General features: G+C 54.0%; 8 protein-coding genes, 1 tRNA gene and 2 rRNA genes (1 of these 11 cut by a window edge). 6 read left to right on the forward strand and 5 right to left on the reverse strand.

The genetic code is table 11. The features are described from left to right. Nucleotides 1–598 precede the first annotated feature (598 nt). Entirely contained in the window at nucleotides 599–1,840 is a 1,242-nt protein-coding gene (locus tag OEU85_RS06040; protein ID WP_262690559.1) for a cytochrome P450, read from the reverse strand. 290 nt (nucleotides 1,841–2,130) lie between these two features. Here OEU85_RS06040 and OEU85_RS06045 point away from each other — a divergent pair, with 290 nt between their 5' ends. The 5 genes from OEU85_RS06045 (at nucleotide 2,131) to OEU85_RS06065 (ending at nucleotide 9,629) form a co-directional block, all read left to right on the forward strand. After that, nucleotides 2,131–2,877: a methyltransferase domain-containing protein gene (locus OEU85_RS06045; RefSeq protein ID WP_262690560.1), complete on the forward strand. Its 747-nt coding sequence runs from the start codon at nucleotides 2,131–2,133 to the stop codon at nucleotides 2,875–2,877. A 601-nt stretch (nucleotides 2,878–3,478) separates the two neighbouring features. Next, on the forward strand, nucleotides 3,479–5,374 hold the full coding sequence (locus OEU85_RS06050) for a tetratricopeptide repeat protein (RefSeq protein ID WP_262690561.1): 1,896 nt from the start codon (nucleotides 3,479–3,481) through the stop codon (nucleotides 5,372–5,374). Nucleotides 5,375–5,430: 56 nt separating this feature from the next. Next, nucleotides 5,431–7,146 carry an AMP-binding protein gene (locus OEU85_RS06055; RefSeq protein ID WP_262690562.1) on the forward strand — a complete coding sequence of 572 codons (1,716 nt, stop codon included), beginning with the start codon at nucleotides 5,431–5,433 and terminating at the stop codon, nucleotides 7,144–7,146. A gap of 3 nt (nucleotides 7,147–7,149) precedes the next feature. Continuing rightward, nucleotides 7,150–9,342: a cytochrome P450 gene (locus OEU85_RS06060; RefSeq protein WP_262690563.1), complete on the forward strand. Its 2,193-nt coding sequence runs from the start codon at nucleotides 7,150–7,152 to the stop codon at nucleotides 9,340–9,342. An 80-nt stretch (nucleotides 9,343–9,422) separates the two neighbouring features. Then, nucleotides 9,423–9,629 (forward strand): acyl carrier protein, encoded by a 207-nt coding sequence (locus OEU85_RS06065; protein WP_262690564.1) that lies wholly within the window; start codon nucleotides 9,423–9,425, stop codon nucleotides 9,627–9,629. A 26-nt stretch (nucleotides 9,630–9,655) separates the two neighbouring features. Here OEU85_RS06065 and OEU85_RS06070 read toward each other — a convergent pair whose 3' ends face one another. After that, nucleotides 9,656–11,290: a B12-binding domain-containing radical SAM protein gene (locus tag OEU85_RS06070; protein WP_262690565.1), complete on the reverse strand. Its 1,635-nt coding sequence runs from the start codon at nucleotides 11,288–11,290 to the stop codon at nucleotides 9,656–9,658. 172 nt (nucleotides 11,291–11,462) lie between these two features. Between OEU85_RS06070 and OEU85_RS06075 the strand changes: the two genes are divergently transcribed. Next, nucleotides 11,463–12,598, forward strand: a protein-coding gene (locus tag OEU85_RS06075) for an IS3 family transposase (RefSeq protein WP_394805385.1) whose coding sequence is annotated in 2 segments (ribosomal slippage) — nucleotides 11,463–11,736 and nucleotides 11,736–12,598 — 1,137 coding nt in all. Because the reading frame shifts where the segments join, the coding sequence is not laid out codon by codon here. Between the two features lie 124 nt (nucleotides 12,599–12,722). Here OEU85_RS06075 and OEU85_RS06080 read toward each other — a convergent pair. From OEU85_RS06080 to OEU85_RS06090, 3 genes are all read right to left on the reverse strand, one after another. Beyond that, nucleotides 12,723–12,799, reverse strand: a tRNA-Met gene (locus OEU85_RS06080). Between the two features lie 262 nt (nucleotides 12,800–13,061). Beyond that, a 5S ribosomal RNA gene (rrf, locus tag OEU85_RS06085) occupies nucleotides 13,062–13,176 on the reverse strand. A 159-nt stretch (nucleotides 13,177–13,335) separates the two neighbouring features. Continuing rightward, nucleotides 13,336–13,991 (reverse strand): 23S ribosomal RNA (locus OEU85_RS06090) (it continues 2,090 nt past the right edge of the window).

Genomic DNA, 13,991 nt, shown 5'->3' on the forward strand with positions numbered 1-13,991 from the left:
TATGCCAGCTTTATATTGGGGGATTTCGGCTGCTTAAACCGCAACATCTTGTGTATTTAAGCTCATGTTTATATTATATTTTTTTGTGCCGCCCGGCGCTTCAGCAATATAATCAGGGCAGACTAGACTCGGGAAAGGTTGCACACTTGAGTTACCGTGCGACACTAGAAGCTATTCGTCAAATACTGATGGACCCGACCGGACCTTACTCTTCGCTATGGGCTTGTCAGGTAAGTTGTACGTGCCTTTCGCGTGCTACCTTTTATGAAATAAGCCAGCGCTGCAACCTTTGGCGCGGAGATTGTTACTATTTTGAAAACAAGGACAAACACATCCAGCAAGACCAACGGGCTCCGGACAAGCGGCTCTACCATGAGGCCTCGCCCCGAGGAACGCCGGTTTTTGATGATGAAGGCCTTTGAGCGTTGGCTTGATATGAGCGGGGCTGGAGCGTATTTTCCTGTATCCTTTGCCGGACATTTACCAAAGCCTTAACCGTATCGAACCGGCACCAGAACCAGTACATCAGTCTGCGTAAAACATTAACGCAAGATCGCGAGGTCGCCGACGCAGCCGGTGTTGGCCACTTTATTTTGGCTTACAGTGACGAGAATTCCACGAGCAGGGGCTGGCGTGAGCGCAGCGCCAGACTAGCGTACAATTTCACGCTCTCCGCATCATGGGTTATAAATCGCTTTTCCCGAATGATCGTGGCAAGGATGGCGACCATTTCGAACATGCTGTTTTTGGCCGCGATGCATATGTGCCTGCCGCTTGAAAACGGGATGAACGCCATCGGATGTCTCGGTTCAGGCGATTGCGCATTGAAGCGGGATGGACGAAAAACATCGGGCTCTTGCCAAAGCGTAGTGCTGCGGTGCAGGGCATAGAAAGGCACCACCAGCACTGTGTTTGGTGGTAAGTCGGTTCCCGCCACAATCACTGCCTCTGTATTGGTCCGGATGGTTGCCAGGGCAGGCGGAAGCAGGCGCATGGATTCTTTCAGCACACAGGTCAGCAAATCCAAGCGGTTAAGGCCTTCACGCCGCATCAGTGCATCTTTGGGCACGGAGCCTATTTCGGCGCGCACCTTGTCTTGCAAGTCCTGATCTTGGCCTAAAATCCACAGCGTCCAGGAAAGCGCGAGTGCCGTTGTTTCCTGCCCGGCATACAACAGCGCAAACAGATTGTCCTTAAGCTCTGCTTCACTGAGCCCACTGAGATTGACACTACTTTCGGCTGTCAATGAACGGAAGGGATGGTTCTGTGCCATTTCGGGGCCAGGCAGCCGGCCAGAAGCTGTCGCTACCAGACCCATGATGCTGATCGCGGCGCCGGCCAAATCGTCACGGTCAAATGCCGCAACCATCCGGTCCGATATCGCCTGAATATGCGGGTCAGTAGGAGAATGGGCATTGTCCCCCATCAGGGTGCGCCACATCACATCAATGGCGATCCGGTTGCATAAGGGAAACAGGCTTTGCAGGCCGACAAGGGGACGGGTTGCTGATGTGGCTACAGCCTGGGAAACTTCTGTCAGCAGTTCGGTTCTGTCAGGTGCAAACTGGGGGTTAAAGGCCTTTCTATATTCGGTCCACTGCAGACCCTGTACAGCTAAGATGCTGTTGGGTCCGGAGTAGCGCGTTGCACTTGCCCGGTAAATCGGTAGCCATTTGGGGAAGGCCTGTTCGCCGCTACACAGGATTGTCTTGATGGCATCTGGATCGGTTACCAGTGCTATATGCTGGTTTCGCACCTGAAAGTGGATCAGGGGTTTCGACAGGATTGAGACAGGCCACGATCCCTGCGGGTCACGCACGGCACGAGTTGCCGATTTCAATTTTGTTTCACAGCCTCGGAGATCAAGGGTCGGGATATACATGCGGAGCCCTATGGGTTGTGTGTCCTGAGGGGGCAAATGAAAGATAGTCCACCCCCTTAACTCTTACTGCTGCGATATCAGAAAAACCAGTGATTAAAAACGTTTATCGTGCGAGGCAGATGTCCGCACAGACAGCAATTCTCGGGCGCAAACTTGTTGTAACGCTCAAACGCAGTGTGTATGACTGGCATCCTGTATGACTGGCATCATGCTCGCCAAAGTCCGGACTTTTTTTAGGAACCGCGCCGATGACCAATGATCAGTCACGCTTTATCGCCAATTATGACCGGGAAATTCAAGGTGATTTCGCCCGCAGTTTCTATGGCGACAGCGGTTTCTATAATATTGGTTTTTGGGAAGATATAGCCCGGAAAAAGAAGACTTCCTTTGTTGCTGCCTGTATTGCCTTGGTGAACCATATGGCCGCGGTAGATAGTGCGGCGGAAAAGGCCGATTGCCGCGATTTGCTTGATGTTGGGTGCGGGCTTGGGGCAACAACCGCTTGTCTTGCCGGCCTTTATGACAGGGCGGCCATCCATGGCATCAATCTGTCTGAGGCGCAGATCAAGGCATCCCGCAGGCGGTGCCCCCAAGGTTTGTTCCAGGTGATGGATGCGACCAAGCTTACCTTCCCTGACGCCAGCTTTGACCGTATTTTTTGCGTGGAAGCGATGTTCTATTTCGAAACCCGCGCGACTTTCCTTGCTGAGGCCGCACGTGTATTACGCCCGGGCGGGCGGCTTATTGTAACAGATGCCTTATACCGCCGCTGTTTGGGCCTTCAGTTTCCAAAATGCAATCTTGGCACGGACCCCGGCATTTTTTCGCCACTGGCTGAGGAAGCCGGCCTGCACCTTCGCACGGCGGAAGATATCACGGCTGATACGCTTGCACCCTATATCCAGATTGTGCGCGAGGCGGGCCATGAGGGATGGGCCCGGTTGGTGAAATCGGCCATCACCTCCTATCACTATCTGGTTTTTGAACGGCCTTAAATCACTCAAAAATACAAAACCAGCTGGCAGTTGACCCCCGTTCGTGACGCCTTGGACGGCATGATGCCGTGCTGTCTCAGTGTCATCTGACATACTGTCGCGGATGGTGGTGATATGGCAGATATCAACGACCCACTCTAAGATTTCGCGCTCCTCACGCAGGAGCTTGTTCTCTCGACCGCGCCATGTTGCTCGCGCCGCACACCAAACTTTCCCATGTCAATACCGTGCGTTATGGGTGCATCTGCGCCACCATACCGAATGACCTGACTCCTGCTGACGTCTATTTGGGCAGGGAATACGCCATTCTGGGAAAGAGCAGAAAGATCAATGAAGATATTATCAAACAAAGGCACTTGCCTTACCAGATACGAGTTGCCTAAACTGCGACACAAATCGGAGACCAACCCTCCTGAACAATGGAAATACCCTACCCCAACCGTATTGATGACGTACCAGCACCGAACAATGCGAGGCAGGACCATTTTTTTCGGAGCCCAAGTCCATCCATCGGACATGACCGCAGCGAAAAACGAACTGGAAGACATAGATCAGGCATTATCCTGGAGGATTTTCTGATCACAAAAAGGGCTCGTGCAAAATGGCGCCTGCACAGGATAATCACGAGTGCGTAGAACATGGCCTCGCAGACAGCGCCTTTGCCCACGGCAAACTCTCGGACGCCCTGCGATATTTGCAGGCCGCCATTGCCATAGACCCCGACAACTTTCAACTGCTGCTGAAAAAGGCATCGGTGCTACAGGCGCTATACCGCGACCATGACGCCGCGAGTGTGCTGGATGATGCGCGAGCTCTGGCTCCAAATGATATCTCGGTACGCTTGGCGCGCGCCCAACTCGCTACGGCACTGGGCGACCAAAAACTGGCCAATTACCTGTATAATAGCAATCTGGCCCTTACCCCCTACCATCCAGGCACACTGATTGCCCGGATCGACACGGCATTGGCCACACAGATGAACGGCCCCGCTGCTCGTGCTCTGGCATCCAATACACGCGCCATCCTTGAGACTGCATTGAAGGACAATCCAGAACGGCAGACAGAATATCAACAGGCGCTGGGCGACCTTGCCTTCCGTATGAGGGACTGGGAAACTGCCTTGAGCCACTGGCGCGCCATCGGTTTGGATGATGGCTGTTTCAGCCGACGCACCTTTCAAATCGCACAGTGCCACCTGTTCTTGCTGGAAGACACCCACGCGCGACGCATCATTGACATGGCGCTGGGCATTAATCCGGATTCGGTCCCGGCGTTACAGCTTCTATCAGAACTGGAAATGTCAATCGGGCATACCGGAAAATCGATAGAAATTCGCAAGCACCTCTTTGCCACCGAGGGCCTGCACCGTGTTCCTGTTGGTGTTCGCCTCGCGCAGGATTTTCTTTTGCTTGGCTGTCGTGACCAGGCCGCAGATATGCAGTTGCAATGTGCAACTTTATCCCATGAACGGCTGGAGGTTGGCTTTGTCCGGTTATTGATGAATCAGGAACGCGCACAGGAAGCCTGGGATTATGCCATCGCCTGGCAAGACTGTATCGAACAGTCGTCGTTGATCTCCCGCCTGTTTCAGGATCTCTGCCAGATTATCGACTGCCCCGAAAGCATTGGTATCCGCGACAGGTTGTCCCGCCTTTCAGATAACAAAGAAGCCGGGCTTTTCCGAGCTCCGGCAGAAGTACGCGACATATTCTTCTCGCTGGAGCCAGCACCTTCCGATGTTATGCAGGGACGGCAATATCTCAGGTTCGCCTGGGAACGGCGCAAGCAATCCGGGATTTCTTATAAAGACTGGCAGGACAAAACCTTCCGGGCCACATCTGCAAACCATTACCTGACGCCCGTGCCAAAGGTAAGCGCGCAGGAGGTTGCACAGCTTACCGTCGCCGCAGATTTTGATATTCTCAAACCCTATATTGGGAAGGACCGACCTGTACTGTTTGCCTGTAGCCATCAGGGTCCCTATATGCAGCATCTGATTTCACTTTATTTCAACCGTTTTCGATTTGCGACACTCGGCCATACAAATGATGATGCAGGTAATCTTGATGATCGGAACTTTCCACTGCAGGGCGGGCGGGAAGGCGCCGCCATCGGGCTGGTCAAAGCACTACGCCGAGGCGAGGCCGTTATCCTGCCTGTGGATAATGGGTCCCTGTCTTTTGCCGCAAAAAAAACCAACGGAGCCAAAGGTAAACTGTTTGGTATTCCCATCAGCATCCCGGACACCATCCCACGTCTGGCCCAGGAATTTTCAATACCCAGCTTCTGGATTTATAGCAATTGGCAAGACGGTCAGCTACGGTACGATATTCTGCGCTTGCCCGACCCGTTTGAAGGCGAGACAAGGCAGGAGTGGCACAACAGATGGGCTGGGGCTTACCTGCAACATCTTGAAGCCGCAATGAGCGGGGAGCCGCAGAATGTCAATATTACCGCTCCGCTGTGGCGGCAACTCTTGCTGAACAGCGGAAAGTAGACTGCCCCTAAAGGCCTTGGTCCATAACGTTCATTCCAGGAAAAGCATATTTTTCAATGAAAACGGCCCTACAGCAGCAATTACTAAAGCGCCTTCACGCGAAGAAGGACAAACCAGTTTTTACTGTTGTCAGGCGCTCCGGCGATAACCCGGCAATTGACCTCACCGGTGCCAATTTGTTGGATCGTGCTGAACGCATGCAGGCGTTATGGCGTGATATCTGCGGACCGGGGCCAAAAACGGTCGTTCTTGCCTTTTCACATGGCGAACTGTTTCTGAGTTCCCTAATAGCCGGATTGCTGTCAGATGTCACCATAGTGCCCGTTGCCCTGCCGCGCCCGGGGTCACAGTCGGACCGGTTACGCCATATTGTTCAGGACTGTGGGGCAGCCGCTATTTTCTGTGATGCGGATCAGGTGAATAATCTGTGCAGGGCGCTAACCCATGAGGGCGAGATCGCCCTGCCCTGTCCCGTTGCAGGGCTGGCCATGGACGGTATGGTGACAGAGGTCGAAACATCCACCAGACACGAGCCGGTGCCCAACGATACCGCAGGACCAGCATTGATCCAGTATACATCCGGGTCAACACGGATGCCGAAAGGTATCCGGATATTTGACGACCAGATTATTGCCAACGCTAAAATATGTAGTGACCGGTTCCGAATCAGCGAGCAAACGCGGTTCGTCAACTGGCTACCGCACTATCATGACATGGGCCTGATGGGCGGCATCCTGTATCCCCTGCTACGCGGGGGCTATAGCGCCCAGCTCAGCCCATTCGACATGATCCGCAAACCGATATTTTGGCTGAAATGCATTTCCGATTTCCAAGCGACCATGAGTGGAGGGCCTGCCTTTTCTTTTGCCCACTGTCTGGCGCATGTGTCGGACAAGGATTGTGACAATCTGGATCTTTCCACCTGGGTGACTGCCTTTTGCGGCGCAGAGCCCATACCGGGTGACCTGCTTCCCGCGTTCCGGCAACGCTTTGCCCGCTTCGGCCTGCTCCCAAATGCTGTTTTTGCCTGTTATGGCATGGCGGAATTCACGCTGTATGCCGCAGGGGAAAGAGAGCTTGGGATGCCCCCAACAGGCCTGGAAAATACTCACCCCTGTCAATTGACCGCAGATACAAAGGCGGGGCTTCGTATCTTTGACCCCGAAAGCGGTGTGCCTCTCCCAGATGGGACCAAAGGTGAAATCTGGCTTCGTGGTGGTTCGGTGGGCCGGGGGTATGTGAACCTGCCCGATGACACCGCAGCGACCTTTGGCATACAGGCCAGGAGCGATACTGCTAATGCCGATCTCCTTGGGCCATGGTTGCGCACAGGTGACCTGGGTATGATTGTCGACGACTGGCTTTATATCACAGGTCGGATCAAAGATATCATCATTGCAAACGGCATGAAAATAGCGTCTACCGAGCTTGAGTGGTTGGCTTCCACCATGCACGATGCGCTCAATCCGTCGGCTGCCGCGGCCTTTATGACTGACCCCACGGTTAGCGGCCACGCAGTGTTACTGATCGAGCTGAAACTGGCCAGATTCACGATTGATGAACCTGACCGAGTTAAACATGCAATCGCGCAGGCAGTTGCGGGGGAATGGAGCATCAAGCTGGATGAAATCCGCTTTGTGCCGCGCGGCAAACTGGAACGCACAAGCAGCGGTAAAATCAGGCGACAGGCGATTGCTGCAGCCTGGCGGGAAAAGCACCGCCAGCGGCAAACAGAAAACGGGCCGGAACAGCATATGAAAGCGGAAAAATAAACAATGGGCACTCCCCGCGCAGGTATGCCGCAAATCATGGTTTCTGATCCTCATGCTGCCACCAAGGTATTGCGGAGCCGCGAAATGACAGTCGCCGGTATCGGCCCGCATCTTGAACGGCTGGAAGCCGCGACGGGGGAGGATTTTTCGAACCTGAAAAAGGTGATAAAAAGCTCGCTTATCTTTCAGGAGGGTAGCAGCCATCTGCAGTCGCGCCGCATTCTGGCACGGTTTTTCAGTGAACGGTCGATGGCCGACTGGTCCGACATGATTGATGCACAGATTGACACCCAGATCAGGCATCTCGAGGCCAGCCCTAATCCTGATCTGGTGCGCGATTTTACCGACCCGCTTTTTTCCGCAGTGATCGGCAAACTGGTCGGCCTTCGGCCCAAGCCCGATAGCGATTTGATCGAACTTGTCTCCCGCGTCAGTATCCTGACAGAACCACTTTTGTCGCTGCGCCAGATACGATTGATGTCCGCTGCCATTGGCGAGATCATAGATATGATCCCGACTGATGGCTTTAATCCCGCGCTTAAGCCGCGCCCGCTTGCCCAAATCGTCGCGGAAGACAAACCGCAGATGCCGGAAGGTGTTTCGGTCTATGCCACCATCGCCACATTGGTTGTTGCAGCGCATACAATGGCCGAAAGCATGGCTTTTTTCCTTTGGGGACTGTTGATCCAAGACCATGCACCCTGGCGGGCAGCGGCGCAGAATGGCTGGCGCGAACAGCACCTTGAACGATTGCTCAGCCTATATCCCTCGACCTTGTTTTTATACCGGGTTGCCAACGGCGACAGTATGGTGGGTAGCTGTCCGGTGAGCGCAGGGCAAACCATCACCCTCGATATGCCAGGCATGAACAATGCCATCCGGGCAGCAGCCATAACAAACGACACGCCCGCAGGGGAGTGCCCCCTGAAACAAGGTCAGATCATGTCCTTTGGCACAGGGGCACACAAATGCCCAGGTGAGGCTCTGGCAAGGCTGACAATCAGCCGGGTCGCCCCCGCGCTTGCCCGCAGCTTCCCCAATCTGACCCTGTTGCGGGATAAAGTGTGTTTCCACAAAACTGCTGTCATCCAGACGCCTAGCACCCTGCCGTGTGATTTGAAGGGTCAGCCTCACAAGGTCGGCAAAGTGTGGCATGTCAGGGATACAGTTTCAGCCCGTACCATCATTACCGATGATGCGGCTTTCGGCCCACCTCGCATGATTGACCATCTGACGGCGCTGGCGCACGCGACAGGAGTTGATCTGAACGTTGCCATCCGTATGGCAAGCAATGCCATGTTCTTCATGTCCGGCCCACGGCATAATGCGGCCAGAAGGCTGGTAAGCCAGTTTCTTGGCAGCAACCGACTGAATATTTGGACGCCGCTGATTGACGCGACAATCGAGAAAGCGATCAATCGATTGTCGAAGACGCCAAAACCTGACCTTGTTCGCGATTTTTCGGAACCGTTATGCCAAACGGTCAACAAACAGGTGCTGGGCATTCACCCTAGCGACGATGACCGCTTCAACCTGCTGGCACCCGAATTTCACAAGTTGCTGGAACCTATGCTGCCGTTGAAGGATGTTCTGGCATTACAGGACGTGCTGAGTGAAGCGGTGGGATTGCTGGTCCAATCTGATTCAAAGACACCAGCCCGAGCTGGCCTTTTGCAGGCCATGTTATCTGACCAGCACGTCGATTTTTCGCCCGATGACTGCCGGGCGCTTGTCCTGATCCTGTACGGTGCCGGCTTCAATATGACGCATACATTGTCAAGCGCGCTGTACTGGATATTGACCATGCCGCCGGAAGAGCGCACGGGCATTCAGGAAAGTGACTGGACCGCGCGGCGGCTGGAAACCATTTTGTCACTGCTCGCGGCACCAAAGTACATCTACCGGATGGCAAACAGGGACGTTGAAATTGGCGGCATGCAGTTCGCCGCGCGGGATACAGCCCAGATACATCTGGCCAAGGTCAATCTTGGTGTGTCAACCGGTCATCTGTCGTTCGGGCATGGTCTGCACCGCTGTGTGGGGGCAGCCTTGACCAGAATGACAATAAAAAAGGCCATTCCTGCCCTTTTCCGCCGTTGCCCCAATATATCTCTTGAACCTCAGGGCCATAGTTATTTCAATTTCTCACAAACCGTGGCACTAGAATCCCTTAAGTGTAAAAATCTGTCCCGATGAAACGGTACAGGGTGGAGACTACTATAATGAATGCTACAGACCCGAGAGCAGCCCAGGTTCTTTCGTTTTTGAAGACAAAGGTGATCGAAAGAATTGGCGTCCCGGCAGAGGATGTGACAGAGAATTCGGTGTTCATCAAACTGGGCCTGGAATCAATCGACGCGGTGCTGGTAAGCGGTGAAGTCGAGGACGAATTTGGCGTCGAACTGAGCCCGTCAGCTATCTTTGACCATGAAACACTCGGCGGCTTTACCGCCGAGGTTGTCAGGTTGATGGAAGCACAATAAGCGAGTGCCCCTTTTCTGATACAGGGTCAGGAGGCCACACGCTCCTGCGGATACATCGGGCGCCAATCCTTCAAGCGAGAAATCCGGTCATCGGTAAAGTTGGTGTCAAATGGGGGAGCATCCATTTGCGCCCACTCCGGGTCATACATGCCACCCTTGGTCAGGTTGACCTGAATAGCCAGATAGCGAATGATGACCTCACTGATCGCGCTGGAAATTTCCGGGCGGTGCCGGGCCAGCGCCATGGCGTCATTGATGGTGCCGCGCATGGCCGGGTTGAGCTTGATCGATTCCCGTATCGCGCTTGCGGCAAGCCATGAGTTCAGCGCTCGTGGCTTCCTGACGCGTTGTTCCAGGCCAAGTTTACCCCACGGGGGTGGTGCCAACAGCTTCGTAATATTTTCAAGCCGGATCATGAAATTGTCCGGGTGATAAAGCTTGCTGATCAGCCAGCGCAGGCCGATATACAGCTCGGTCCGTGATAACTGTGCCGGTTCAAAATTGGATGTATAATAAGGCGGTGCGCCGGAGAGAGAATTAGGATCCTGCAAAAGGCGGCCTTGTTTACGCATATCATCAAAAAGCGGCGTCGCAACCGGCGCCACCAACGGACCGACCCGGGCAGACCCTGCTGGCAGCGCCATCGCAAACCGGAACTGCATCTCGAAGGACGCCTGAGTATCGCTATCGAAGCCGACAATGAAAGCCGGTTCAAGTTTGATGCCCGCCGAGACCGATTTCTCACACTGCGAAATCAGGTCAAAACCCTTGTTCGGTCGTTTATCACATTCCGCAAGTGCCAGCGGATCACTGGTTTCTATGCCAACAAAATTGGTCAGAACGCCGGCCCTGTGGCAGTCGGCCAACATATCGTCATGCTTTGTCATATTGATTGACATCTGGGTTTGAAACGAAACAAAGTCCCGGCCCTCGGCTCCGTTCCACTCGGCAATTGCATGCAGCAGTTCCCGCGCCACTTTGCGGTTCGCGGTGAAATTGTCATCCGCAATCAGGATCGAGGAAAAACCGAGATCATAAAGTTGCTGGATTTCTTTAATAACCTGTGCCGGGTCCTTGTGGCGTTGTTTGTTACCCAGATATTGGATCACATCACAGAAATTGCAGGTAAAGGGGCACCCGCGGCTGGATTGCACAACCCCGCTGACGAGTTTTTCATGCGGATACAGGTCCCAGCGCGGTGTCGGTGATATACGCATGTCCGCTTGGCGCCCCGTGTAACTGGGTTTCAAGGTGCCGTTCACCATGTCGGAGAAAAACTCTTCGGCCATATGCTCCAGCTCGCCAACCATCATACTGTCGCAATAATCAACAAATATTTCCGGCGCCAGCGATACATGCGGCCCGCCAAATACAACGATTTTCCCCCGGCTGCGAAAAGCCTTGGCGATATCAATCGCGCGGCCAGCCTGCGATACATTGGCGGTGATGCCTATTACGTCGGCATCCGTATCCATATCAAGTGGTTGCGTGGCTTCGTTACACAGGCTGACCTCGATAGTCTCAGGCACCAGCGCCGCAACTGTCGCAATGGACGTCGACGGCGACATCTCATAGCCGCCGACATTGGCGTCAAACGCATTGAGCGGGCTATCTTCCCCTTTTCTGATTTCGTGGCGGGGTGCAACAAGCAATAATTTCACAGCGTTACCTTTGATCTGACAGATGGCCATCGAAGTGTGCGGAAGGCAGCTTACCAGAGTAACATACTATAATATTTGATCAATATATGGTCGCTGTGCTCAAAATATGGAGTGAATAGCCCCTAGATTTCTAGACATCTTGCTTGGTAAAAATGAAGCAAGGAGTTTAGGTATGTCATCAGGTATTCGTTATACGGAAGAGTTCAAGCGTGACGCGGTCGCGCAGGTGGTTGATCGGGGTTACTCGGTGCTTGAGGTTGCGACCCGGCTGGGGATCAGCACCAAGTCGCTTTACGATTGGAAGAAGCGGTATCACAAGCCGGAGCGGCAGATCAGGCAGGAGGCTGCGGACACTGCTGAGATACGTCGTTTGAAGGCGGAACTGGCCCGCGTCACCGAAGAGCGGGATATCCTAAAAAAGGCCACGGCGTACCTCGCAAGAGAAGCCAAGTAAAGTACGCCTTCATCAAAGCGCATCGGGGCTTGTTCCGGGTGCGTGTGATGTGCCGCGTGCTGCTGGTGCATCATAGCGGCTTCTATGCCTGGCTACGCTTGCGCTTGAGTAACAAGGCCAAGGACGACAGGCGGCTGACCGGATTGATCAAACAGGCATGGCTGGAAAGCGGCTGTGTCTATGGCTACCGCAAGATCCATGATGACCTGCGCTCTATCGGGGAGACCTGTTCACCGAACCGGGTTTGGCGATTAGCTCGTCTGGCAGGCATAAAGGCACAGGTTGGCTACCGCCGCCGCCCGGGCAGCTATGGCGGATCGCCCACAATTGTGGCCCCTAATCAACTACAGCAGCAGTTTGATACAGCTCAGCCCGATCAGACTTGGGTGACAGACATCACCTATATCAAGACCCATGAAGGCTTTCTGTATCTGGCTGTCGTGATAGACCTCTATTCTCGTCGCGTGGTCGGCTGGTCGATGCAGTCCCGCATGCATATGGATCTGGTTCTGAGCGCGCTTTTGATGGCTGTCTGGCGGCGCAAACCCAAGTCCAAGGTGATCATCCATTCAGACCAGGGTAGCCAGTTTACCAGCCATGAGTGGCAGAAGTTTCTGCAGACCCACAATCTGGAAGCTAGTATGAGCCGGAGAGGGAACTGTCACGACAATGCGGTTGCTGAAAGTTTCTTCCAACTCCTCAAGCGGGAGCGGATCAGGCGGCGAACCTATCGGGACCGCACACAGGCTCGGCAGGACGTGTTTGACTATATCGAGTTTTTCTACAACCCAAAACGCAAGCATGGTAACAACGGGATGTTGTCACCCGTCGAGTTCGAACAGCAGCAAAATTAGAAAGCTCAAGATGTCTAAGAAACTAGGGGCTATTCAGTTATCTTGTTTTACAAGGTGTAAAATCCGTATCTCACAGCGACCAAAAAGCAAAAACCCCAGCCCGATGGGCTGAGGTTTTCTGCTTTGGTTGCGGGAGTAGGATTTGAACCTACGACCTTCAGGTTATGAGCCTGACGAGCTACCGGACTGCTCCATCCCGCGTCAATTTTTTCTTTGCTCCTGGTATCGCTTGACGCGATCCCATGGAAGGCGCTCAGGGCTGCCTGACGAGCAGGAACCGAGCGGTGTCACACATCTTACCGACGCCCTTAGGGCTGAGGTAAGGCCGGCTGGCCGCCGCGACCGTATTCGCGAGAGCCAAGCGTGAGCGCCGGCGCCTGGGGCAGGCAAAAGCCTTAACTAAAAAACCGGCCTTTGGCCGGTTTTAAGTGTTTGAGTGTAAAGATGTTTTACTCTTTTGTAGATCTGGCGGCGACCTACTCTTCCGCGCCTTAAGACGAAGTACCATCGGCACAAAGGCTTTTCACTTCCGGGTTCGGGATGGGACCGGGTGGGACAACCTTGTTATAACCACCAGATCAACAAAAGAGTAATTGCGTGTTTTACATGCTGCTTTAAAGATCCATCACTTAAGTCTGCAGGTTTTCACCAGCAGCCTTGAGCGCGCTTCATGGGATCGCTACTGCGATACCGGAAGCAGACATAAGAAGAAGAACTTTCCTCTCTGTCTATGGAGGGCTCTCAAGCCTATCGAGCAATTAGTATCAGTTAGCTTCATGTGTTACCACACTTCCACACCTGACCTATCAACGTGGTGGTCTTCCACGGCTCTCAGAGAGACCTAATCTTGAGGGGGGCTTCCCGCTTAGATGCTTTCAGCGGTTATCCCGTCCGGACATAGCTACCCTGCAATGCGGCTGGCGCCACAACAGGTCCACCAGAGGTCCGTCCACCCCGGTCCTCTCGTACTAGGGGCAGCTCCTCTCAAGTCTCTTGCGCCCACGGCAGATAGGGACCGAACTGTCTCACGACGTTCTAAACCCAGCTCACGTACCTCTTTAATTGGCGAACAGCCAAACCCTTGGGACCTGCTCCAGCCCCAGGATGAGATGAGCCGACATCGAGGTGCCAAACACTGCCGTCGATATGAGCTCTTGGGCAGTATCAGCCTGTTATCCCCGGCGTACCTTTTATCCGTTGAGCGATGGCCCTTCCACACAGAACCACCGGATCACTATGACCGACTTTCGTCTCTGTTCGACTTGTCAGTCTCACAGTCAGGCAGGCTTATGCCATTGCACTCAACGATCGATTTCCAACCGATCTGAGCCTACCATCGCGCGCCTCCGTTACCATTTGGGAGGCGACCGCCCCAGTCAAACTACCCGCCACA

Source organism: Kordiimonas aestuarii (assembly GCF_025574465.1).
Taxonomy (GTDB): domain Bacteria; phylum Pseudomonadota; class Alphaproteobacteria; order Sphingomonadales; family Kordiimonadaceae; genus Kordiimonas; species Kordiimonas aestuarii.